Source organism: Raineya orbicola, assembly GCF_002843425.1.
GTDB lineage: Bacteria > Bacteroidota > Bacteroidia > Cytophagales > Thermonemataceae > Raineya > Raineya orbicola.
Map to the genome: position 1 here is coordinate 1 of NZ_NKXO01000011.1, position 24,640 is coordinate 24,640.

Sequence of the window (24,640 nt, forward strand, 5' to 3'; positions counted from 1 at the left end):
GTCAATTTGTGGTCTGGAATTATTGCCTACAAATTCCTAGATAAAAAGCCCACTATTAGAGATTTTCAAGAAAAAAATCTACTTACAAATTTTGAACTTTTTCAAGATATTGCCGCTTAACTCACGTTATTTAAAGCTTATTTAGGTTTTTCAAAAACTCTTCTCGATAGGTATTGCCAATGGGGAGCGTTTTTTCTCCAATCAGAACATTTTGATTTTCTTCAATGCTTTTCACTTTTTGCATATTCACAATATAAGACCTGTGGATACGCTTGAAATACTTGTAGGCACTTAATTTTTCCTCAAAGTATTTCATTGTAGCATATACCACATATTGCCGTTTGTCTTCGGTATGTATTAGTACATAATCGGAAAGAGCTTCAATGAATAAAATTTCATTGAGCGGCAGGCGTATTAGTTTTCCTGAAACCTTTACAAAAATTTCAGAAGCACCGCTATCGCTACTGATGTTTTCTTTCTCCTCAACCTCTAAAAATTGTATGGCTTTCTGTATAGCTTTCAAAAAACGAGGGTATTCGGGGGGTTTTACAATATAATCTATGGCATCAAGTTCAAAGGCTTGGAGAGCAAACTCGGTTTTAGACGTAATAAGAATAGTAGCAGGTTGTTTTTTGAGCATTTTCAGCAAATCAAGCCCACTCATTTCGGGCATATCAATATCCAAAAGCAAAATATCTATGTTGTTTTTTTGTAAAAAGTGATAAGCCTCAATCGGATTGGCAAAAATTGCCAATAGTTCCAAATTAGGAGTTTTTTGGATATAATTTTTGAGTAGTGTAAGTTGTATGGAACTATCATCAACAGCGATGCACGAAAATTTTTTCATAAAATAAAATTTTAGTGTTTTGAGGTTATTCTATTACCCGTACCGCGGTTACGATAAGTGGCTTCCAATATTTTGAAAAAAGTTGGCTTTCCATAACACCTTTGGAAGTAGAAGCGTGAATAAAAATAACATCTTTGCCCGCCTCTTTTACAGCACTTACCACGCCCACGTGTGTAATTTTATTACTCGCTTTCACCGATTCTTTGAAAAACACTAAATCTCCTTTTTGTAAATTTTGTAAAGATACTTTTTTGCCTGCTTGGGTTTGGTCGCCTGCTATGCGAGGCAATTTGATGCCCACACTCTCGTAAGCCCTGCTTGTAAGTCCTGAACAATCAATGCCTTTTTTGTCGTTTCCCGCATATTTGTAAGGTGTTCCTAAATATTCCTTGGCTGTCTGAACTACTTTATCAACTTTCCAAGCGTTTTCTGGCTGATTGTTGTTTAAGCTATTACTGCTTTGTAAAACCTTTTTCTGCGAAATACAGGCTGAAAACAGAATAGCCCAAACCCATACAAATGTAATAAATGATTTTTTATTCATAAGTTTTATTTGAAAATTTTTTCAAGTTTTAGATTTAAGTTAATGTTTGGGCAATTATATTTCTCAGTTTATATTTGTCTAACCTCCTGTGCTTACAAGCTCATTTAACATTAAAGAATTAGTAAAAATCAATTCAACCGATAAGGTACAACGAGCTTAAATTCAGGAATGATGACGGTGAGTTTCTTGCCGTCCATCTGACGCTGCATAGTGTAGCTACCTCGCATTTTACCAATTTCCGATTTCAAATTACAGCCCGAAACATATTCATAAATATCCCCTGGTTCCAGAATAGGTTGCTTCCCTACTACACCTTCTCCTTTTACCTCCGTAACTGTACCACAAGAATCATAAATTATCCAATGCCGTGTGAGCAGTTGAATAGTATGATTACTTCCATTTTCAATACGAACCTTATAAGTGAAGGCAAAATGCAATTGCTTTGCATTGGAATATTCGGGGTGATATAAAGTCTGTACACTTACTTTTACCCCGTCTGTAATTTGGGTAACCATAAAAACAGCGTTGTATGTATCAAAATTACAAAAATCTTGGAACATCTCACCAAAATTCTAAATTTTTTTGTGGAAAATTCAAGTGGCTTTCATCTCAATAACAAAAATATGTTCCACTTCAAAATTTTTGTCTTATGAAAGCCATTTTGAAATTTTCCGCTTTTGGGGTTGCCGCTCTTGCTTCAGTTTGGGCAGGCGTTGAAACAAATCGGCTTTTTACGAGCTATTCTGATGAAAATCAGCACCCGAAAGGTTGCGTTTATAGAACCATTATGGGCGAGGAAAGTTCGGAGGGAGAAGCTATCTACAAAACCCCTGAAAATGTAAAAAGTTCTCTCAAAAAAGGGCTAACTTGGGTAGTACAAGCCCAACAAAATAATGGTGGCTGGGGAGCAGGTTTGCATAGCCGCCAAGATATAGTAAATCCTCACGCCGTAAAAACTGACCCTGCCACTACTGCAATGGTACTAATGGCACTACTTCGCAACGGGCATACCTTCTCTCAAGGCGAATATAAAGAAAATGCTAAAAAAGCTCTGGAATATTTGCTCAATGCCGTAGAAAACGCCTCACCTCAATCTTACAACATTACCACAGAAACAGGTACGCAAATTCAAACCAAATTAGGACAAAACATTGATGTAGTGCTTACCGCCCAGTGTCTTGCCAATTCATTGGATTACTTGCAAAATGACAAAAAACTTCAAGAACGTACCCAAAAAGCTCTACAAGTCTGTACTCAAAAAATACAAATGGCACAAAACACTGACGGCAGTATTCGTGGTGCGGGTTGGGCAGGTGTTTTACAATCTTCTTTTGCTACCAATGCATTAGAAACTGCCCAGAAAAAAGGCATCAAGGTTGATGATGAAGCACTACGCAAAGCACGCGACTATCAGAAAAAGAATTACAATGCCCAAACAGGCGAAGTAAATACCGATATGGGAGCAGGTATTGTGTTATATTCAGTTTCGGGTTCTACACGTTCAGCGGCGAAAGAAGCTCGCGAAGCCGAAGACAAACTTACAAAAGCTCGCAAGGAAGGCAAAATTTCTCAAAATGCTCCTGCCACAGAAGAAAATTTAGAAAAAGCGGGCTTTTCACGTTCCGAAGCCAAAAGATATGCCAATGCTTATCAAACTTATCAAAAAGCCAAAGAAGTTGCCCAAGACGATAATGTAATGGTAGGTTTTGGGAATAATGGTGGAGAAGAGTTTTTGAGCTATTTGCAAACAGGCGAATCTTTGATTATTGCCAAAGATAATACTTGGAAAAAATGGTATAACAATATTTCAGGCAGGCTCGTCAAAATTCAAGAGGAAAATGGAAGTTGGCGAGGGCATCACTGCATCACAAGTCCTGTTTTTTGTACTGCTACTTGCTTGCTGATACTTTCAATAGAAAACGATTTGCAAAAATTAGAAGATTTAGGCAAATAAAAATAGTTTTATCCAAACATAGAGACGCAAAAATTTGCGTCTCTATGCTCTATTCTCCAACCAAACGCTCAATTGTTTCTAAAATTTCTTTGATTTTAGGGCTACCTAACATATATTGAATATTTTTCCCTTCTCTTTTGCTTGCAAGCACGCCGCTATTTCGCATATTTGCCAAATGATGCGAAGTAAGCGACTGCTCTAAATCCAAAGTTTCACAAATATCAGAAACAGTCATTTTGGGGTTTTGTAGCAATAAAAGTACAATATTCATTCGGATAGGGTGAGCCATCGCCTTCAAAAAAGCCGTAACCTTTTTATTGGGAATGGTAGGAGTAGTTTTTGTTTTTTTCGCCATAACTACTTAATTTTCAGTGGTGTTCTTTTTTTTAATAAAAGTTTCGCAAGTTTTTGATTTTTTTCAAGTATTACAAGGTAATTTTTTTCATTTGTCTAACTTTCTTACAATTACATTATGGTAAAGCCCAAAAAACATTTAGGACAACACTTCTTAAAAGACCTTACAATAGCTCAAAAAATAGCCGACCTTTTACAAAGCCCAGCAGAAATACCAGTTTTAGAGATTGGAGCAGGTACGGGGGTTCTGACACAATTTCTGTTGAACAAGCCAAATCCCCTTTATATTATTGAAATTGATAGCGAATCTATTCGGTACTTAAAAGAACATTTTGCAACAATAGCCACTCAAAACCGACTTTGGGAAGGTGATTTCTTGACTATGGACTTACACTCCAATTTTTTTTCAAATATAGCAATTATCGGTAATTTTCCCTACAATATTTCTTCACAAATTTTTTTCAAAATTCTTGAAAATCGCAAGCAGGTTGTAGAAGTGGTGGGTATGCTACAAAAAGAAGTAGCCGAACGGCTTGCCTCACCACCGGGTAGCAAGGAATACGGCATTTTGAGTGTACTTTTGCAGGCTTACTACGAAGTAAAATATCATTTTACGGTATCAGAAAATGTGTTCCAACCTCCTCCCAAAGTAAAGTCAGGCGTTATTCGCTTACAAAGAAATTCTACCCAAATATTACCTTGTAATGAATTACTCTTTTTTGAAGTAGTAAAAACCGCCTTTAACCAAAGACGCAAAACCCTGCGAAATGCTTTGCAAAAATTTATCAGAACAGAAAGTTTTAAGAATGAAAGTATGCTTCAAAAACGTGCAGAGCAACTTTCTGTATCAGATTTTGTTTTTCTTACGCAAAAAATTCAAGAGCAATCATAATTTTTTGCATATTTGCATAAATAGTTCTGTAATTTTTAATGTTTCTCAATTGAACGATAAACCCTTTTTAACCTATGATTAAAGCCGAAGATTTGCAAGAATTGCTTGCCGAAATTGGTAGTGCTAAATTTGAAAAAGAATTTTTAGCCCAAAGAAAAGTATTTCTGTGGGGAGCAGTACACGACGAGTCGGCAAAATATGTAGTAGATAGATTGCTCTATTTGGAGGCGAAAGATCCCGGTAAAGAAATTACTTTCTATATCAATAGCCCAGGCGGAGTTGTTACATCAGGAATGATTATCTACGACACAATGCAAATGATTAGCTCGCCTGTAAGTACCGTTTGCATCGGGCTTGCTGCCTCAATGGGTTCTATTTTGCTTTCAGGTGGTAAAAAAGGCAGAAGATTCATTTATCCAAGTGGTAGAGTAATGATACATCAGCCTGCTATTGGAGGCTATATTCAGGGGCAAGCCAGCGATATTGCTATCACTGCCAAAGAAATCTTGAAAACCAAAGAGTTAGGTGCTAAAATTTTAGCCGAAAACTGCGGTAAAAGCGTTGAGCAAATAATGAAAGACTTTGACCGCGACTACTGGATGAATGCCGAAGAATCCGTAGCCTATGGTATTGTTGATGAAATTGTAACAAAAATCTAAAAAGAAATGAGGGCTTCATTATTTTGAAGCCCTCAATCTTTGTTTTTTTTATCAGCTCTAAAAATCACGAAATCAAATTTTACAATTCCTAAAATTGCTTAGCTCTTATTCTGCTTTTGCACAATCATTTTAGATGTTTCAGTATTTTGAGATGTTTTGATGAATGTTTTGGGTTTGGCAATATAGGGGGCTATCACCAATGCCACAATAGAAGTAAGTTTAATAAGGATATTCATAGAAGGTCCTGAAGTATCTTTGAAAGGGTCGCCTACTGTATCACCTGTTACGGAAGCCTTATGAGGCTCTGATTTTTTGTAATAGGTTTGTCCGTCTATTACTACACCTTTCTCAAAAGATTTTTTAGCATTATCCCAAGCCCCTCCTGCATTAGACTGGAACATTGCCATCAGTACTCCTGAAACGGTAATACCTGCAAGCAATCCACCAAGTACCTCTGCCCCAAACACAAAACCTGTAACCGCAGGCACTATCAAGGCAATAGCTCCGGGCAAAAGCATTTCACGAATGGCGGCACGAGTAGAAATAGCCACGCACTTTTCGTATTCGGGACGAGCTTTGCCTTCCATAATTCCTTTAATTTCACGGAACTGACGGCGAACTTCATTCACCATATCCATAGCGGCTTTTCCAACAGCATTGATAGCCAAAGAGGAGAAAATGAAAGGTATCATTCCTCCTACAAAAAGCCCTGCAAGTACTTTGGCGTTAGAAATATCAATTACTTCAATGCCTGCCGTACCCATAAACGCCGCAAACAAAGCAAGCGAAGTAAGTGCCGCTGAAGCTATTGCAAAGCCTTTTCCTACGGCGGCAGTAGTGTTTCCTACGGCATCAAGCACATCTGTTTTCTTACGTACATTTTCTTCCAACCCTGCCATTTCGGCAATTCCTCCTGCATTATCGGCAATAGGTCCAAAGGCATCAATAGCCAATTGCATAGCGGTAGTTGCCATCATACCCGCAGCGGCAATCGCCACGCCATACAAACCTGCAAAATAATAAGAACTCACAATACCCGCCGCAAGAATAATAATCGGTAATGCAGTGGATTCCATACCTACCGCCAAGCCTCCAATAACATTGGTTGCGTGTCCTGTGCCTGATTTTTTAATGATAGATAACACAGGTCTTCTGCCCATTGAAGTATAATATTCGGTAATCCAACTCATCAAAGCCCCTACCAAAAGCCCTATGGCAACCGACCAAAATACACCCATTGATGTAAATACTTCGCCACGAATACTCATTTGTGCAGGCATTACCAATTGTATCACAAAGAAAGAAGCAATAGCAGTAAGCACAATAGAAGCCCAGTTGCCTATGTTCAATGCACCTTGCACATTACCATCTTCTTTGCTTATTCTTACGAAAAGCATTCCAACAATAGAAAAAATAATTCCAATACCAGCAATCAGCATAGGAAGTAAAATAGGGGCAATACCTCCTACGGCATCAGCTGATTTAATCTCTCTGCCCAAAACCATAGTGGCAAGGATAGTAGCCACATACGAGCCAAACAAATCAGCACCCATACCCGCAACATCACCCACATTATCACCCACATTATCAGCAATAGTTGCAGGATTACGAGGGTCGTCTTCGGGGATACCTGCTTCTACTTTACCTACAAGGTCTGCTCCTACGTCAGCGGCTTTGGTATAAATCCCCCCTCCTACACGTGCAAAAAGGGCAATACTTTCCGCTCCAAGCGAAAAGCCCGTAAGTACTTCCAAAGCAATTTCCATTGATTCTCCATTGACATTGCCATCTTTTACGAAAAGAGCCATAAACAAAATAAACAAGCTACCCAAACCTAACACTGCCAAGCCTGCAACACCTGTTCCCATTACAGAACCTCCTGTAAAAGATACTTTCAAGGCTTGTGCCAAACTGCTACGAGCCGCCTGTGCAGTACGAACATTGGCTTTAGTAGCTATTCGCATACCTATAAAACCTGCAATAGCAGAAAATACTGCTCCTACCACAAATGCAAAAACAATTAGCGGGTGCGATTTTTCATTGGTTTGAGAAAGAAAAAATAAAAGCAAACCTGTAATTACTACAAAATACGCAAGCACTTTGTACTCGGCTTTCAAGAAAGCCATAGCTCCACGAGCAATGTTCCCTGCAATTTCTTGCATCTTCTCTTCACCTGCGTCTTGCTTACTCACCCAAGCTGATTTGAGGTAGGTAAAAAGTAACCCTACAACACCTAAAATGGGTACTACATACAATAGGAAAGATAAATTCATACGCTTTTTGGTTTTTATGAGGTTGAAAAATACAAATATACACTTCAAAAAGGAGTGCAAATATAAGTTTTGCTGGAAAATGTTTTACAATTTTTTTTGGAAAAATGTAACATTTTCATTCTTTTTTCGTTTGTTTTTCCTGAAAAATGAATTATTTTTGTGAAAGTCTTTTGGGTTTCACGCTTAAAATTTTGAGCATTATGGGCAACAAACCCTTTACAAACCCCTCGGTAGAGGAGGATATTCTACTTGATGAACTTGAACTCCGAGAACACGAATTAGTTGTATTTAACGATGATGTCAATACTTTTGACCACGTCATCAGAACACTGATTGAAATTTGCAAGCACACCCCCGAACAAGCCGAGCAATGCACTTGGATTATTCACTACAAAGGCAAATGCACCGTAAAATTTGGCTCTTTTGATGAGCTTGTTCCTATGCGTCAGGGAATTTGTGATAGAGGTATTTCAGCAGAAATCTTTTAGATTGGTTTCAAAACATAAAATATTAAGCGACCGCATCGGCAGTGTTCGGTCGCTTATGTATTTTTTAGCACAAGTATTTATACCAAAGTTTTAGTCTTGATTTTATCTCCGTGCCACCTATCTACGAGTAAATCTTCAATTTTTCCGCCCGGTGGCAAATCTATAATGGGGAAATCGTTATTTCCACCAATACCACCATCATCATCAGAATCAGGTGGATAAGGGTTTCTACGAAGGTTACGAAGCATTATTACCGTCATTATGGCAAAAATGACAGAGAAGAATATTAAATAAACAAATACGCCCAACATAAGCCGAAATTTTACGAAAGATAAGAAAATTTCAACAAAAAAGCAAATAAAAATAAGCAAAAACATTACCAAAAATGAATTTTGGTGAAATATTTTCTAAAAAAATAACAAGTAAATCAAAATAAGTGTTTGGCTGAATTAAGATTAAATTTTCACCAACTTTTTAGAGGTTCGTATTTGCTCGGTTTCAAGCGTATAGACATACGTACCTGCACGCAAGAAACTTAGATTGGCAATAAAAGAGTGCCTGCCTTCGGATACAAATTCATTCATTAATATTGCAATGAGATTGCCTTTCATATCCTGCAACTTAACCCTCACAAAAGAAGGCGTATTGATGTAAAAGCCAAAGTTAGCTTCCGCTTTCACGGGATTAGGATACACATCTTCCAAGCGATAGCGTTCATTCAAAAAATTATCCAAAGAGGTCAGACTTTTGTTGAAAAGCGGTATGGTAAGCGAAGGATTAAAATTAGGAAAAATAATAGGTATTTTAGAGGGTTCTACTTCAAACCAATCTTGCAGAATGGTATTGAAAACAGCTCTATAATCTGTAAAATCGCCTATGGCATCGGAAAGATTACCGCTACTTTGTGCTTTACGCAAATCCGTATTTTTACCAATCACACCTGGGTTAATTTTATTACCAAAAACAAACATTGGTGCTACAGTGCCGTGGTCGCTACCATAGCTGGCATTAGATTTTGCCCTTCTTCCAAATTCAGACATTGTAACAGTAACTATTCTACCTTCAAGCCCCCGCAAACGCAAATCTTCCTGAAATGCCTTCATTGTAGCAAAAATATGGTAAGTAAGAGCGGCGTGAGCCCCAAGAGAGTTATCGTAGCGTTCTACTTGATTGATATGCGTATCAAAACCACCTATTCGCACCAAATACACTTTGGTCATACAGCCCCCCGCAATTAGGCGAGCTATGATTTTGAAAGGTGTTGCCAAAGGATTGTTCAAAAAGCCATTAGGAGCGGCAAGCGGATAGCGTTCAGGGTAATTGACTTGCGTATTTCCGCCTCTATCATAACACTCTTTGAGGCGTTTAGCATAGTCGTAAGTACTATCTTCAATACCTAAAATCCAATTGAGTTCATTGGCATATAGCGAACCATTAAGCGAAGTGGGTGGAAAGCCCCTATCATCAATTTGTTTCAAAATCTCTTCATCGTAGCCGGGCAAGGTGCTTACCAAGCCAAAAAAAGTATTCGGACTTGGAATAGAAATTGCCGTAGGAATGGTATCTTCGGTATGAAAGCCCAAAGAAACATCACCCCCGCTGAACTCTAAACCCAAAGGGTCTAACATATCATTATTGGGGAAATCATCGGGAAACTTGGGATTTACCCCGCCTGCTCCTTCAAATTCAAGTTCCAAATATCTACCTATCCAACCCGATGTGATTCTATCATTCGCTCCTACTCCACCAAACCAAATATCACGCCCTTTGAAATGAGAACCATTCATATTTTCGTAACCCACATTTTGTACGATATTTACCTTACCCATATCGTACAATTGTTTCAAAGGAAGCATATCGGGGTGCAAGCCGAGTTGTTGTTCATCGGGGAGCAGGTTATCCAGCTTGATATACTTACGAGAGCCTGTATCGGAAATGGCTATATTAGGGCGTAAATTGTAGTATTCAGCATACTGATTGATAGGAATGGTCTGATTTAAGCCATCATTACCGCCGTGCAGTTGCAAAAGAATGAGAATTCTATCGTTTTTGCTGGCTTTGGCAAGAGCCTGAATTTGGGGCAAGCCATAAAGTTGCTTAAAAAAAGTACCCTCCAAAAAGAATGTTCCTGCGGTAGCCAGCGAGGCATTGCGTATAAATTCACGGCGTTTCATAAGCAAATGTTTTTGTTTGAATAAAGTTAAAAAAGCTGATATTCAGGAGTTTGTAGTATAGCTCCTAAAAGAGCCTTCAAAGGACCGCGAGCATTACTTTCAATAATAGCGGGGTTAGCACTATTCCACCCAAATACCCAAGCATTGAAACGAGCATCGGGGTCATTAGGATTCACCCCTGCAATATCGCGTATGTGGTAGAAAGCAAAATAATTCATTCGCTTTTCTGTTATTTCCGAATTTTCTTGATACAAAGGCAAGAACTCGCGAGCAACGTGGCGAGCAAGATCTTTGGCTACGCTAATACCTCCTACCACCGTCGGTGTGGTTGCTATGGTGTTGGTAATGCCACTCAAAGCCGTATTTTTTGCCCAAGCATACACATCAACCCCAAAACCTAAATTTCCCTCAAATAAATCTCTGACGAATTTGTAGCGATTAGCCAAATTGTTCGTAGTAATCCAATTTCTCTGATAATTGGGGGCTTGATGATAAGGTTCGTAACCTGCCACATCATAAGGCTCAAGAAAATCTAAGCCCATTTCCATCAGCACGCCTGTCATCATACTCATTTTTTCGTAAAATCCTGCGTAGTTGCTATCGTGAGTAGGAATTTGCGAAGCGAGCATACTACGGAAATAACGCATCAAACCCAAAGTTACTTCCAGAGGCGATTTTATCATTGCTCCAAACTTGTCATCAAATTGTCCATTGTTGGAGCTTGTTCCAAACTCAAAGAAATGTTCGCTGGCGAAAAGCCTACGCATTACCCCTGATATTCTAAAACCTTCACTCTGCATTTGAAAAGCCAAAGGCACAATAATATTAGTTTCTACGGCAGGCGTAATTTCGTGATGCACAAAGAAACGATACAACCTTCTGACAAAATATTTGGCGGCAAGCGAAATATTATCGGTATCACGTTTATTGAAAATGGCATTGATGAGCTGTACAACTTCGTCCAAAGCACTGGCGGCGGTTGGTTGCCCTGTGGGTGTAAGTAAGGCAGGGTTCGGTATGATATTCACTCCTAAAACCTGCTTGATAGTATTATCGTGTAGGAAAGCTTCTCCAAACTGATTTACCCGCACAACACCCGTAGGCAAGCCCGTGTCGGGGTCTATGGTAGCCGTATTGATGTTAGAGGCAGGATTAAAAAAATCATCAGTTTTCCAGCCTGTTAGTGCCTTTGCGGCTTCCCTGATGTCATTTTCAGTATAATTGGTATAATCGCCAGCACCACGCGTTTCTCCTTTGCCCAAAGTAAAGAGTTCAAGCAGTTCTCTTGCGAAATTTTCATTTGGAAGTCCTTTTTCGTTGGTTCTGCCGTCCAAGAAAATAAGCATTGAGTTATCCAAAGAGGCTTTAAGAATAAGCTGATGATAGCGATTGAAATTTGGGTTAGTGTTAGTGAAATCATTGAAAAGATAACGGCGAAAAAGTTGGTTTTGATAATATAAAAAACGACTATTCCCTACTACCCCTCTTTTAGTTGTGATAATGGTATGCAAAAAAAACGTTAATTTTTCGAAGGCTGTATTATCTTCATACATTTTACCGAGCCACCAAATACGAAAAGCCTCTTCTTGCTTAAAATCTTCTTCATTGGCTTGGGGTTTATTGGCGGGGTTAGTCCAGTCGGCACCTGTAAAACTACGAGGGGGCGTGGGCATCGTGAAGCTCAAAAGCTGATTAAGAGCTGTGTTGATATTTATTCCTTGAAAAGTATTCACATCAGCCTTACTATATCCAAAAGTAAGTCTTCGCAAAAGATGCTTGGCTCGGTTTTCGCCCAAATTGCCAGTAATAGGGTCTAATGCAGGCATATCAATTTCAGTTTTAGCCTTTTACTATAACTACGACAATTTGGGCAAAAAGTTTCAGTAAAAAAAAGAATAATCTTACATTGTGTTTGTATTCTTGTTTTTCAAATTTTTATCCAATATCTCCCAATTGTGGGCGGATAAGAATTTCTTCTACTACACTTTGTGGCGAAAGTTGAAAGCAAGTCCAGAGAGCATCGGCAACATCTTGGGGCTTCATAAATCGTTCGGGAGGCAAATCTACCCCCGCCCAACTATCGGTAAGTGTAGCCCCGGGCAAAATAGCCGTAACCCGAATATTATGCGTTTTGAGTTCGGCACGAAGCACTTTGGTCATTCCGTAGAGGGCAAATTTTGAGATGCAGTACGAACCGCCATTGGTATAGGCTGTAATGCTTGCCGTTGAGCAAATCGTGAAAATATGTCCTTGCTGACGGTTCATCATCATTGGTAATAATGCCCTTGTCAAGTGATAGGCACTATACAAATTGGTTTCTATCATTGCCTCCAAAGTGCCTTCTGTTTCGTTGTGGATTTGTCCGGGCAGAAAAAAGCCTGTGTTATTCACCAAAACATCAATTTGAGCAGTTTTGCTTTTCACAAATTCGGCAAATTTCTTCACTTCTGCTTGGTTTGATAAATCGGCAGGAATAGCGTGCAAAGGAATATTGGGGAATTTTTGAGAAATTTCGCTTACGAGTGCCTGTACATTTTCGGATTTGCGAGAGCAAGTAAAAATTTGAAAACCATTTTGAGCGAATTTTTCTAAAACTGCTTTCCCAATGCCTTTGGTGCCTCCTGTAACTACAAGGGTGGGTTTTGATTTTTCCATTCTTTTTGCCATTTTTCTACAAAACTAATGATTTGAGGAAAAAACTCCTCAAACTCTTGCTCATAAAGCATATAATTTTCACGCAAACATTCCGTAGCATTGAGCAAATTTGAAGGGAACTTCGTACGCTGGCTCATTCCTTCAAAAACTCTTTCTATGCCTTTCAAACTCTGATAATGATAAAGCCAATTTTGCTTTTGCATATATGGAAACATATATTGAATTTTAGGTGGCAAAAGCGAAAAGTTTTCTTGCACTTGTCCATAAAAATTTTGTGTAAAAGTGTGCAAATCTTGTAAATGATATTTTTGCCAATTTTTCGCAAGAAAATGGTCGTAAAATATATCAATTGCTACCGAAGCGTATTTTCCTTGTGTGGAATACAAACGCTCAATGCCCTGTAAAACAAGCGAATGTTCGTCTGTGAAACTATCAATAGCTCTATGCAAATGAATGCCTTTTTGAATTTCAGGCTCATACTCTTCCCACTGATTGCCTTTGATGGCATCGGCAATAAAATTTCCTATCCGAATTTTCTCCGACTCGCCTGAAAGAAAAATATGGGCTAAAAAATTCACTGCGAATATGTTTTTAGAGTTTTTTCATTAGTTTTTTGCTAATTTGCGAAGCTATCAAGATTTCTACTATCGCAAGATTGGGTAGCCAACTCATTACTGAAAGCATCACATAAATTTCGGTGCTATTCCAACTATCAAGCAGTTTGAAATAGCCTATTGCAAACATATACAAACGCAAAGTGATAGCCGAGAAAGTCAGAGCGTAGCTACGCAACATAAAATTGGCGTGTTCTATCCATTTTCTTTGTAAGGCTTTGCGATATGCTTGCCACGTAAAAATCCACCAAATAATCGTTAGAATGGTGAAACTAACTTTTGAAACTAAATTACCATTGGCATAAAAAGACATCACCAAACCCGCAGGGGCAGAAACAAACAAAATTACTGCTACATACAATTTTCCAATATTTCTGTGCCAAACGGCATTTTCAAACATCAAGTTTCGTGAAAATTGTGTCGCCCCTGCCAGTAGTACCAAAGGCGAAGTAAAAATATGAGCATAAAAAACACTCATATACAAATACCTTTGCCAAGCCTCTCGCTTAAATAAAATTTCATATTTAGTAAGCAGAAAGTCTATTTGTAACTCCCAAGAAGTATAAGGCAAAGTAATCAGGAGCATTCGGTAGGTGAAATAAAACACACAAAAAGTGGCAAAAATTTTCAGCCAAGCCCACTTTTCTTTCCAAAGCAAAGGGAACAGCACAACACAAGCCACTATCACCAAAAGCCAATATACACTAAAAAACTGACTTTGTGTAATGGTTGCCCATTCGTGCTTAAAATAATAAAAAATTAGGTTCATTGAGCGTATTTTGCAGAAATAACTGCAAATTTTATGCTGAATTTTCTTACGTGGCGGGGGCTTCGCCTTTGGCGAAGCCCCCGCCACGTAACTTAACTTTCAAAAACTCTTGACAGCCAAATACTCACCGAAGCCCCAAAAGCAATTCCTGAAAGAAAAGTTGTCCAAGTGAAGTTTTTTACTCGTAAAATCTGCGTAAAGATGAAAGCTACTATCAAGAAAATAAATATTATCAGGACTTGCCCAACTTCAATGCCTACATTGAAAGCAAAAAGTGGCAAAGCGATACCCGATTTTTCAGCACTTGAGCCAAACCACTCGGCACGATTGCTCGTAAGAAGTTCGCTCAACTGATTAGAAAACGCCGCTCCGTGTACCAAACCAAAAATAGCCGCCACCAAATATTTTACAAACATTTTGGTTTGCACTTGGGCTTGACTCACGTTCATAAGTGCTGTTAGCATTATACTGAACGGAATAAGCCAGTTTTCAACCAAAGTGCTATCAATGCGGATAATTTTCAGGGTTACTAAAATAAGTGTAACAGTATGCCCAATAGTAAAAGCCGTAGCAAGTAGAACTACTTTTTTCCAATCGCTAAAAAAATAAGAAGCACAAAGGGCTATCAGGAATAAAATATGGTCTTGGGCATCAATGCCTACAATGTGATGAAAACCTGTACTAAACCAAATTTGAAAAGTATCCATTGAAAACAAAATTAGGAGCTATTCGCTCCCAATCTATCATTTTAATCTTGAATTTCCAACTTTTTAATTTTTTTCACTACACCAGTACAATGAGTTTGGTGGCAACTGATACAAGTCTGCACTACCACTTTATAGAGCTGAATGCGTTTTTTTTTATCTTTTTCTTCATAAAATCTGTTCAAATTATCCATAAAGGCTTTTGCCATATCAGGATAATTTTCCTGTTTGGTATCATTATCGGTGGGGGTTGCATTGTGCAAATAGGCAAATTTTTCTTTCAAATCAGTAGGTAATTCGCCTTTTAGAACCAACTTTTTTATGCTATCCATATCATCATACATTTCACGCATAAGCACGGCAAGTTCGCTACCTCCATTAGGGTAGAGCGTGCTATCGGTGTATTTAGCATAATTCAGTTTAGGTTTGGGCGTGATGGAAAGATTTTGTGTTGCCTTATTTTCTGTTTGAGTTACCTTCTGTGTATTTTCCTGCTGTTTTTGACAACACATTAAGAAAGCCCCCCAAATGAACACAAGCCCAAACAAAAAAATATTTTTTTGCATAAAAGTCTGATTTCTTTATTCACTCTCCCTGCTTGCATTATTTTTTCAGCAGGCAGGGAGAAATGAGGAATTATTTTATAATTACACCTTTTGCCTCAAAAGTGATTTCTTCTTTGGGTTGTGTAATAGCTTCTATTTCTTTTTTAGATTTGCCTGCATCTTCGGCATAATGGCGAAGCGTAGCCACATCAATCACTTCTTTCATCGCTACTCCTTCAATAATTGCAGTTTTACCTGCGGCATTTTTAGGCACAAAAAAGCCGTAATCCTTGAACTTGATACGCATAGACGAGCCATTGCCCAAGTCCATTTTCATCCAACAACCTTTCTTCTGACAAACTTCCTCAATTTTCCCTTTTAATTTCACATTGAGATTTTGTTTGTCTTTCATCAAAGCAGGCAGTTGTTTTACCTCTACGGCACCCGTTTCAGAGATTTTTTCACCAAAATACTTTTGAGCCGAAACCCAAGAAAATATTCCAAATAATACAGCTGTGAGCAATAATTTTTTCATCGTTTTTGAAGTTTTAATTTTCACCTGCAAAGTAACGTAAAAATTTTTTCAAAAATTTCAAAATTTATTGTTTTTCCTACAATTTTTATTCATTCTAAAACCAAATTTTACTTGCTTTTTTTCTTTTTGGTATCACCGCTCCGAAAAGCAGTTGCCCCTACAAGCGAAACCATCAGTAAAATAATACTTTTTGCTCCAAATTCCCGTAAAAGATACCCAGCAATTGTGAGTTTTTGATAGCTTTCAAGCAATTTTTGGTAATCTTGGGGTGTTTTTACTCTTTTGAGCCAAGTTTCTTTGTTTTCAGTAAGTTCTTTGAGCCATTCATTTTTATATGAAAGCAAAATGTTCTCGCTAATAGCGTACCCCACCACAATTGTTAAAGCAAAAGCTACAAACATCGCAAAACTCACCAAAGCCCCTAAAACCAAACCTTCCTGAAATTGTAAAATCCCCTGATTGACTTTTAGTTTGTAATAAAGCATTGCCCAAGCAGGGAAACCTACAAAAAACACCCAAGCAAAACCCATAGGCAAGCTATTCAGCGGACTTTTGTAAAATATTAGTATCAGTGCCGTGAAAAGAATTATACTACCACTGCTCACCAAAGCGGTAGCCCGAAGCGTCTGAAAGAATTTTGCTCGCATACCTTTTTTTGCCCAAAAATCTATATTTTGAGTGATATTGCCAAAAAAAAACGATGCCCTCATTTGAAAGTGAAGGCATCGGTAAGGGACAAAATACATTTTGGAGAAAGTTTATTGTACTTTTTTCTTGGTAAGCAATCCGCCTGCTCCTGTGTGTATCAAAGCTCCTTCTGCTCCTTGGTTCAATTCTGCGGCATTGGCTTCATCGGTATCAATGTGCATTTCCAACTTAAACTTATCCGAGACACGTATCAGTACATTGCCAAAAGTAAGGCTTCGCTCCTGATTTTCTACGCGTACCTCAACGATGTCCTTATCTTTTACGCCAAAATACTCGGCATCATCAGGGTGCATATGAATGTGCCTCCAAGCACAAATGACCCCTTCTTTGAGTTCCAATTGCCCCGCAGGACCAATCAACAATAGCCCCGGTGAGCCTTCGGTATGTCCTGATTCGCGAATAGGTGCATCTATGCCCAAAAAGAACTCATCTGTACGAGAAATTTCTACTTGGTCTTTGGGACGAGTAGGACCCAAAATTCGCACTTTTTCAATTTTATTTTTCGGACCTACCAGCGTAACCATTTCATTGCAGGCAAATTGACCGGGTTGTGAAAGTGGCTTCTGCACCGTCAGTTGATAGCCTTTTCCAAAAAGAATTTCCACACTTTCTTGGGTAAGATGAACGTGGCGAGCCGAAACAGCAATAGGAATACTGCGTGGCGGTTGCCCTTTGAACTTACTTTCTCTAATAACTTTGGCAGTTTGCTCAGCAATAGAAAGTTGTTCATCTGTCTTTACTACCAAAATTTTACACTTGCTATTAGACGCCGAAATATCTTCTACCCAATCTACTCCCACAAATTTGAGCATTTTATTTTTTTGCTCATCAAGAATTGCTCTCAAAAAACCCAGTTTTTGCACAACTTTATAGCGAAGTGAAGCACTATTTTCGCCTATACCTGCTGTAAAAATAATGGCATCTACGCCTCCCATCACCGCCGCATAAGCCCCAATGTATTTACGAAGTCTGTGCACAAACATATCAATAGCAAGTTGGGCATCAATATCACCTTCGGCGGCACGCTCTTCAAGGTCTCGCATATCATTGGTGCCTGCAATACCTTTTAAGCCACTTTCTTTATTAAGCATATCGCTGATTTCCTGCCAAGTTTTTCCTTCTTTCTCCATTAGATATGTAACCACACCAGCATCAATATCGCCACTACGCGTACCCATTACCAAACCTTCCAAGGGGGTCATTCCCATACTTGTTTCTACGGATTGCCCATACTCAATGGCACAAACACTTGCTCCATTACCCAAATGGCACGAAATTAGGCGTAGGTCGTGCAAATCAGTTTCCAAAAATTTAGCGGCTTGTTCAGCAACGTATTGATGGCTTGTGCCGTGAAAGCCATAACGCTCTATATCGTGCTTTTGTATCAGATTTTTGGGCAAAGCGTAATTTTTAGCCCTTGGAGGAATCGTACTATGGTAGGCGGTGTCAAAAACAGCCACGTGAGGGACGTCAGGAAAATATTTTTTGGCAATTCTTACACCCAAAAGATTGATAGGATTGTGTAAAGGAGCTAAACTGAACAAACCTTCTATTTGTTTTTCAACTTCTTCTGTAATAACGACAGGCTCATCAAAAATTTTACCGCCGTGTACAATTCTATGCCCCACCCCTTTCAACTGGCTTTTATCAATCTTTTCTAAAAGCAGTGGAAAGGCAAAGGCGAGTGCATTTTCGTGTCCGCTTCCTTGGCAGGTAAGCACTTCGGTACTTCCCGAAAACTTAACTTTGGGTTCGGGTTCGGAAATTCTATCTACACTCATTACAGCAATTCTTTTGCCCGAAGTTACATCAATTACTTCAGCTTTTACAGAAGAGCTACCACAATTAACAACCAAAATTTGCATAAAAATACAGGGTTTAAGTGGAAAAATCTACCCAACAAGTTTAGAAAAAAAATACATTTTCTACAAATGACTTACATCAATTCTTTGTAAAATTTTTATGATTTTCGGCAGAAATAAGCAAGGGCTTCGTTTGTCAGTGAAGCCCTTGTCCAAAAATCTTGCAGAAATTCAACTACTCCCAAACTACCATTTTATCACTGCTCATTGCTTTGGCAAGTAAAGGAGCGTACCTATCTTCCAAAATATTACGTTTTATTTTGAGCGTAGGCGTAAGCATACCATTATCTACCGTCCAAGCCTCTTTGGTAATGATAATTTTGCTGATACGTGCATAGTTCGGAAGCCCTGCATTTACCTCCTTACAGCTATGCTCTAAACTTTTGCTAACTTCATCTTTGCTGGCTTTCAGACCAATTTCAGAAAGTACTACCAAAGCCACAGGTTGGTCAAGTGTGCGACCTGTAACACAAATCTGCTCTATAAAATGATTGGTAGCAAATCCCCATTCAATAGGGGCAGGAACAATAAACTCTCCCTTGGTAGTTTTGAAAGTATCTTTCACTCTACCCGTAATTTTCAAGAAACCTTGGTCATCAAGTTCTCCTACGTCGCCTGTGTGTAGCCAACCTTCGCTATCAATAACTTCGGCAGTTTTTTCAGGGTCTTTGTAATAGCCTTTCATAATCCAAGGGGCTCGCATCTGAATTTCACCATTTTGGGGGTCTATGCGGAGTTCTACACCGGGAAAAGGCTGTCCTACGGTACCTATTTTCATATTATCCTCACGCATAATCGTACAAGCGGCGTGGTTTTCTGTCATTCCATAAACTTCCTGAATTCTGATATCTAATTTATGAAACCACTTCAAAGTTTCAGCGGGCATAGGGGCGGCACCTGTTACAATCATTCGGGCACGAGAAAGTCCAAGTTTCTTTTTAATTTTCTTTTTTACCAGACTTGAAATTATCGGCAAACTTAAAAGAAAATTGAGCTTTTTTTGGGGCATTTTCGCCAAAATACCCATCTGAAACTTTATCCAAATTCTTGGAACTGCCAAGAAATGCGTTGGTTGAGCATCTTCTAAATTTTTACCAAAAGTATCAATGGACTCTACAAAAGAAACCGTGCCTCCACACTGAATGCTAAATGCCTCTACGATACATCTTTCTGCAATATGACAAAGTGGTAAATAGGAGAAAAATTGGTTGTCGTTGTGATTGAGATGTAGAAACTGAATATTTGTTTCCATAGCCATAGCCGTATTAAGGTGCGTAATCATTGCACCTTTGGGCGTACCTGTGGTTCCAGAGGTGTAAATAATGGTAAAAACCTCATCTAAATCAGGTTTTACGTTTTCTTGTAAAGGTTCAATTTTAGGGGCAATGCTTTCCCATTGCAGAAGTTCTTTGGCGGGGCTATCGGGCAGAGCAATTGTTTTCACATTAGCAGGGATACCCTCTTTCATTCCTTGCCAATTATCCAATTTCCCTACAAATAAAATTTTACATTCACTATGCACAAGCACCTGATTGAGTTGCTCGGCATTGAGAGTAGGGAAAAAAGGCACAGAAATACAATCTGCCATTGCGATTGCCAAATCCGTAATTATCCAATAACTATGATTTTTGGAAACCAAACCAATATGGCTTTTAGCAGGTACTTGCTCACGTATCCAAGTGGCAATTTTACGAGCCTCTCTGCCCGCTTCGGCGAAAGTAAAGGTCTTCCACGTATCGCCATAGGGCTGTCGGAGAAAAACTTTGTCGGGCATTGTTTTTTCCCAGTGATAAAACTTCTCTATCATTGTTTTGAGCGTGCTACGCTCAGGGAATTTAGTGGGAATAGAAAATGATTTGTAATTTTGTGTGAGTGTTGCCATAAGATTAAAATTTTGTGAATAAGCATACATTTTTTTAGGCTATAAACGCTTTAATATAAAAAGTGTTTGCAAATTTTCAAAATCCTGAAAGGAATTTTTACGAGTCATATGTTTAAATTTCAGCCCTAAATTACGAATTTGAAAAAAACTAATTTATCTTTGCAAGAAAGAGAAAAAAACACTAACTTTCTACGAAACTTGATAATCTTTTCGCTATGAATGTCAATGAACTTATCAGGCAATACGAGGCAATGCTTCACGAAAAACGCTCTGCACGTTTTTCTGAAGAAGAATACGAAGATATCATAGCTTTCTATGCTGAAAAAGGGAAATACCACGAAGCCCTCAAAGCCACTCGTTTAGCCTTGCAAGAATATCCCTTCTCTACCGAATTTCAACTCCAACAAGCACAAATGATGCTTTTGGTTGGTGAATATGAAGAGGCTATGGAAATTATTGAAAACTTAGAAAATCTTTTTCCACAAGATTTAGAAACCTTGATGATAAAAGCCAATGCTTTATGTTTTTTGGGAAAATATGAAGATGCCGTGAAAATTTTAGATGATTTGACCGAAAAGCACCCCGAGGCTATTGATGAAATTCATTTCATCACAGGACTTATCGCTCAAAATAGTGGCGATTACAATAAGGCTATCAAATTACTACAAAAAGTTATTTTGCATAATCCCCAGCACCCTCACGCTACAATTGAGCTAATTTATTTACTCAAAAGCCTGAATAGATTGCAAGAAGGCGTTGATTTTTTTCAGAAAATCATTGATGAAAATCCTTACAATGCTTCGGCTTGGTATCACGTAGGCGAATTTTACGAAGAAATGCACAAATTTGCTGACGCTCTGCAAGCCTATGAATATGCCACACTTATCAGAGAAGACTTTGCCGATGCCTATTTTGGAATGGGTGTTTGTTATATGAATCTGGGTAGTTTTTTAGAAGCCCGACAAATGTTCTTGAAAGTTTTAGAATTAGACCAAGCTGATGCTGACTTGTATTGCCATTTAGCCGCTACTTACGAAAAAACAGAAAACTATCATCAAGCTACTGAATACTATCGTAAAGCCATAAAATTAAATTCCCACTGGCACGAGGCTTGGTATGGAGTAGGTTGTTGTTTGTATGCACAAGAAAAATGGATAGAAGCCCTAAATGTTTTCAAAAAAGCCATAGAATTAGATAACAATAATCCTACTTATTGGCTTGCTCTTGCCGATACTGAATACAATTTTGGTAATACATTCTCTGCTCTTGAAGCCTATCAAACTGCCGCCGAATTAGACCCCTCCCAAGCCGATGTTTGGCTCAACTGGTCTATGGTTTTTTATGAGCAAGGTGATTATCACAAAGCTCTCGCCACTATTGAAGAAGGATTGGCAGAAACTCCTGATGAACCGCAACTCATTTATCGTCAAATAGCTTATATGCTCTCTATGGGCAGATACAAGGAAGCCTTGCAAAGTTTGGAAGTCGCTTTAAGCACTCATTACGAGCATCATACCCTTTTGTATGAGTTTTTTGAGGATTTAGAGGTACAAAAAGCCTTGTTTAGGCTAATTCAACAATACAAAGAGTAAAAAGAAAAGACCTGCAACAAGTTAATTTTGCAGGTCTTTTGACTATGTTTATGGGGAAATTTTCTAAACAGCTTTGGTATCTTTTACTGAAAAAGTAAGCACTTCACCCTCACCCGAATAGTCTGCAATGAGTGTGTCGCCTTGCTCCATTTCATTTTTGAGAATTTCTTCAGCGATAGGGTCTTCAAGATATTTCTGTATGGCTCTTCCCAAAGGTCTTGCTCCATATTGCGGGTCATAGCCTTTTTCGGCAAGAAAATCTTTGGCTTTTTCAGTAACTTCAATGTTGTAGCCTAATGCCTCTATACGAGCAAATACTTTTTTGAGCATCAAATCAATGATTTGGTGTAAATGATGCTTTTCAAGCGAGTTGAAAATAATCACATCATCAAGACGATTGAGAAACTCAGGAGAAAAGGCTTTCCGCAAAGCATTTTGGATAGTAGCTTTCATCGCATCGTCCATATTTTCGGTACGAGCTTTGGTAGCAAAACCAATACCTGTTCCGAAATCTTTCAAATCTCTCACACCGATATTAGAGGTCATTATGATTATGGTATTTTTGAAATCCACTCTTCTACCCAAGCCATCGGTAAGGATACCATCATCAAGCACTTGAAGCAATATATTGAAAACATCAGGGTGGGCTTTTTCAATTTCATCAAGCAATACTACACTATAAGGCTTGCGTCTGATTTTTTCGGTTAGCTGTCCGCCTTCTTCGTAACCTACATAACCGGGAGGAGCCCCCACAAGGCGAGAAACGGAGAACTTTTCCATATACTCGCTCATATCAATACGCACCAAAGCATCTTCCCTATCAAAGAGATATGTAGCAAGCACTTTGGCAAGTTCAGTTTTCCCTACCCCCGTAGGTCCCAAGAATACAAATGAACCAATAGGTTTTTTGGGGTCTTTCAGCCCTACACGCGTACGTTGGATAGCCTTAACGAGTTTTTCAATGGCTTGGTCTTGTCCAATGACTTTACCTTTGAGGGCTTCGCCCATTTGTAAAATTTTCGCACTTTCGCTTTGAGCAACCCTTTGCACGGGAATTCCTGTAACCATTGCCACTACTTCTGCGACATTTTCGGCAGTTACGGTGTAACGTTTCTTTTTAGTTTCTTCTTCCCAAGCAAGTTTTGCACGCTCTAACTGGTCTTGCAGGCGTTTTTCTTTATCACGTAATTGAGCGGCTTCTTCATATTTTTGACTTTTTACGACGAGTGTTTTTTCCTTCTTGATATTTTCAATCTGCTCTTCTAATCTTAAAATATCATCAGGCACTTGGATATTATTGATATGCACTCTTGCCCCTGCTTCGTCCATTATATCAATGGCTTTATCAGGCAAAAATCTATCAGAAATGTAGCGGTCAGAAAGTTTTACGCAAGCCTCTATGGCTTCTTTGGTATAATAAACGTGGTGATGGTCTTCGTATTTATCCTTGATATTGTGTAAAATTTCAATGGTTTCATCGGGTGTAGTTGCCTCTACCATTACCACTTGAAAACGGCGAGCTAAAGCTCCGTCTTTTTCAATATATTGGCGATATTCGTCCAAAGTCGTAGCCCCAATACATTGAATATCACCACGAGCCAGTGCAGGTTTGAACATATTAGAGGCGTCCAACGAGCCACTTGCCCCCCCTGCTCCTACAATAGTATGCAATTCATCAATGAACAAAATTACATCAGGCGACTTTTCAAGCTCATTCATTACGGCTTTCATACGCTCTTCAAATTGCCCGCGATATTTAGTTCCCGCCACGAGTGAAGCCAAATCAAGTGTAACAACTCTTTTATTAAAAAGTACACGAGAAACCTTTTTCTGCACAATTTTCAAAGCCAAGCCTTCTGCAATAGCTGTTTTACCAACTCCGGGCTCACCAATCAGGATAGGATTATTTTTCTTGCGACGAGAAAGAATTTGAGCTACCCGTTCAATTTCTTTCTCTCTGCCAATGATAGGGTCTAATTTGCCACTTTCAGCCATTTTGGTTAAATCCCTACCAAAATTATCCAGAACAGGTGTTGAGCTTTTAGATTTTTCTTTACCCTCACGAATACCTCCGCTTCCGCTTCCAAAAATTCTACCTTGGTCATCATCAGCATCATCAGTATCAGGACCTGCGTGTGGAATGGTATAATCTTCATCTTCCAAGGCTCTCTTCACATTTTCATAAGTAACATTAAACCTTGCAAGTATTTGAGAGCCGAGATTATCTTCTTCTCTAAGAATAGAAAGCAAGAGATGCTCTGTGCCAATCACATTGCTTTTGAAAATACGTGCTTCCAGATAGGTTACTTTCAAAGCCTTTTCCGACTGCTTGGTTAGCGATATATTAGCAATATTTTTTACATCGTGAGTGGCTGTACCTTTGATAGTTTGCTCAATTACATATTTGAGTTCATCAAGCGAAACGCCAAGTTGTTTGAGTACCTTGACGGCTTTGCTGTCTTCTTCTTTCAATAAGCCCAGAATAATATGTTCTGTGCCTATGTAGTTGTGTCCTAAACGCAAAGCCTCTTCTTTGCTATGCGAAATAACCTCTTTTACTTGGTTAGAAAATTTTGCTTCCATTGGCTA

At 38.8% G+C, this 24,640-nt stretch carries 23 protein-coding genes; 5 read left to right on the top strand and 18 right to left on the bottom strand.

From position 1 onward, the window contains the following. Positions 1-130: 130 nt before the first annotated feature. From Rain11_RS04340 to apaG, 3 genes are all read right to left on the bottom strand, one after another. Positions 131-847, bottom strand: coding sequence for a LytR/AlgR family response regulator transcription factor (locus Rain11_RS04340; protein WP_101358118.1), 717 nt, complete (start codon positions 845-847; stop codon positions 131-133). A gap of 25 nt (positions 848-872) precedes the next feature. Then, a complete protein-coding gene (locus Rain11_RS04345) occupies positions 873-1,391 on the bottom strand; it encodes a C40 family peptidase (protein WP_101358119.1) in 519 nt (172 codons plus the stop codon). A gap of 128 nt (positions 1,392-1,519) precedes the next feature. Next, on the bottom strand, positions 1,520-1,906 hold the full coding sequence (gene apaG, locus Rain11_RS04350) for a Co2+/Mg2+ efflux protein ApaG (RefSeq protein ID WP_101358181.1): 387 nt from the start codon (positions 1,904-1,906) through the stop codon (positions 1,520-1,522). A gap of 134 nt (positions 1,907-2,040) precedes the next feature. On the opposite strand from apaG, the gene Rain11_RS04355 reads away from it, so the two are divergent. Next, positions 2,041-3,345 (top strand): prenyltransferase/squalene oxidase repeat-containing protein, encoded by a 1,305-nt coding sequence (locus tag Rain11_RS04355; RefSeq protein ID WP_101358120.1) that lies wholly within the window; start codon positions 2,041-2,043, stop codon positions 3,343-3,345. Positions 3,346-3,394: 49 nt separating this feature from the next. Here Rain11_RS04355 and Rain11_RS04360 read toward each other — a convergent pair whose 3' ends face one another. Continuing rightward, positions 3,395-3,700 (bottom strand): ArsR/SmtB family transcription factor, encoded by a 306-nt coding sequence (locus Rain11_RS04360; RefSeq protein ID WP_101358121.1) that lies wholly within the window; start codon positions 3,698-3,700, stop codon positions 3,395-3,397. Between the two features lie 117 nt (positions 3,701-3,817). Between Rain11_RS04360 and rsmA the strand changes: the two genes are divergently transcribed. Both rsmA and Rain11_RS04370 read left to right on the top strand, forming a co-directional pair. Further along, entirely contained in the window at positions 3,818-4,591 is a 774-nt protein-coding gene (rsmA, locus tag Rain11_RS04365; protein ID WP_101358122.1) for a 16S rRNA (adenine(1518)-N(6)/adenine(1519)-N(6))-dimethyltransferase RsmA, read from the top strand. A 74-nt stretch (positions 4,592-4,665) separates the two neighbouring features. Next, complete coding sequence (locus Rain11_RS04370; RefSeq protein WP_101358123.1) at positions 4,666-5,250, top strand: ClpP family protease; 585 nt, start codon at positions 4,666-4,668, stop codon at positions 5,248-5,250. A 98-nt stretch (positions 5,251-5,348) separates the two neighbouring features. Here Rain11_RS04370 and Rain11_RS04375 read toward each other — a convergent pair whose 3' ends face one another. Continuing rightward, a complete protein-coding gene (locus Rain11_RS04375) occupies positions 5,349-7,523 on the bottom strand; it encodes a sodium-translocating pyrophosphatase (protein WP_101358124.1) in 2,175 nt (724 codons plus the stop codon). A 200-nt stretch (positions 7,524-7,723) separates the two neighbouring features. Between Rain11_RS04375 and Rain11_RS04385 the strand changes: the two genes are divergently transcribed. Further along, positions 7,724-8,011: an ATP-dependent Clp protease adaptor ClpS gene (locus Rain11_RS04385; RefSeq protein ID WP_101358182.1), complete on the top strand. Its 288-nt coding sequence runs from the start codon at positions 7,724-7,726 to the stop codon at positions 8,009-8,011. A gap of 77 nt (positions 8,012-8,088) precedes the next feature. Here the strand turns inward: Rain11_RS04385 and Rain11_RS04390 are convergent, their stop codons facing one another. From Rain11_RS04390 to Rain11_RS04445, 12 genes are all read right to left on the bottom strand, one after another. Beyond that, positions 8,089-8,322: a hypothetical protein gene (locus Rain11_RS04390; protein WP_133121503.1), complete on the bottom strand. Its 234-nt coding sequence runs from the start codon at positions 8,320-8,322 to the stop codon at positions 8,089-8,091. Positions 8,323-8,466: 144 nt separating this feature from the next. Next, on the bottom strand, positions 8,467-10,185 hold the full coding sequence (locus Rain11_RS04395; RefSeq protein ID WP_101358127.1) for a DUF1501 domain-containing protein: 1,719 nt from the start codon (positions 10,183-10,185) through the stop codon (positions 8,467-8,469). Positions 10,186-10,211: 26 nt separating this feature from the next. Next, on the bottom strand, positions 10,212-12,011 hold the full coding sequence (locus Rain11_RS04400) for a DUF1800 family protein (RefSeq protein WP_101358128.1): 1,800 nt from the start codon (positions 12,009-12,011) through the stop codon (positions 10,212-10,214). 109 nt (positions 12,012-12,120) lie between these two features. Next, positions 12,121-12,840: an SDR family oxidoreductase gene (locus tag Rain11_RS04405; RefSeq protein ID WP_101358129.1), complete on the bottom strand. Its 720-nt coding sequence runs from the start codon at positions 12,838-12,840 to the stop codon at positions 12,121-12,123. Continuing rightward, on the bottom strand, positions 12,813-13,418 hold the full coding sequence (locus Rain11_RS04410; protein ID WP_165778077.1) for an acyl carrier protein phosphodiesterase: 606 nt from the start codon (positions 13,416-13,418) through the stop codon (positions 12,813-12,815). The genes Rain11_RS04405 and Rain11_RS04410 overlap by 28 nt, the downstream gene beginning before the upstream one ends. A 13-nt stretch (positions 13,419-13,431) precedes the next feature. Further along, the gene (locus Rain11_RS04415; RefSeq protein ID WP_101358131.1) at positions 13,432-14,223 is read right to left on the bottom strand and encodes a DUF2306 domain-containing protein; all 792 of its coding nucleotides are present in this window, start codon (positions 14,221-14,223) and stop codon (positions 13,432-13,434) included. A 92-nt stretch (positions 14,224-14,315) separates the two neighbouring features. Further along, a complete protein-coding gene (locus Rain11_RS04420; RefSeq protein WP_101358132.1) occupies positions 14,316-14,930 on the bottom strand; it encodes a HupE/UreJ family protein in 615 nt (204 codons plus the stop codon). Between the two features lie 41 nt (positions 14,931-14,971). Further along, positions 14,972-15,493 carry a hypothetical protein gene (locus Rain11_RS04425; protein WP_101358133.1) on the bottom strand — a complete coding sequence of 174 codons (522 nt, stop codon included), beginning with the start codon at positions 15,491-15,493 and terminating at the stop codon, positions 14,972-14,974. 70 nt (positions 15,494-15,563) lie between these two features. Next, positions 15,564-16,007 carry a DUF4920 domain-containing protein gene (locus tag Rain11_RS04430; protein ID WP_101358134.1) on the bottom strand — a complete coding sequence of 148 codons (444 nt, stop codon included), beginning with the start codon at positions 16,005-16,007 and terminating at the stop codon, positions 15,564-15,566. A 107-nt stretch (positions 16,008-16,114) separates the two neighbouring features. Beyond that, a complete protein-coding gene (locus Rain11_RS04435; protein ID WP_133121504.1) occupies positions 16,115-16,654 on the bottom strand; it encodes a DUF4199 family protein in 540 nt (179 codons plus the stop codon). A gap of 111 nt (positions 16,655-16,765) precedes the next feature. After that, the gene (locus Rain11_RS04440; protein ID WP_101358136.1) at positions 16,766-18,580 is read right to left on the bottom strand and encodes an acetate/propionate family kinase; all 1,815 of its coding nucleotides are present in this window, start codon (positions 18,578-18,580) and stop codon (positions 16,766-16,768) included. A gap of 172 nt (positions 18,581-18,752) precedes the next feature. Further along, positions 18,753-20,459, bottom strand: coding sequence for an AMP-binding protein (locus Rain11_RS04445; protein WP_101358183.1), 1,707 nt, complete (start codon positions 20,457-20,459; stop codon positions 18,753-18,755). Positions 20,460-20,674: 215 nt separating this feature from the next. Here Rain11_RS04445 and Rain11_RS04450 point away from each other — a divergent pair, with 215 nt between their 5' ends. After that, positions 20,675-22,051: a tetratricopeptide repeat protein gene (locus Rain11_RS04450; protein WP_101358137.1), complete on the top strand. Its 1,377-nt coding sequence runs from the start codon at positions 20,675-20,677 to the stop codon at positions 22,049-22,051. Between the two features lie 63 nt (positions 22,052-22,114). On the opposite strand, the gene Rain11_RS04455 is transcribed toward Rain11_RS04450, so the two are convergent. After that, positions 22,115-24,634: an ATP-dependent Clp protease ATP-binding subunit gene (locus Rain11_RS04455; RefSeq protein WP_101358138.1), complete on the bottom strand. Its 2,520-nt coding sequence runs from the start codon at positions 24,632-24,634 to the stop codon at positions 22,115-22,117. Positions 24,635-24,640 lie beyond the last annotated feature (6 nt).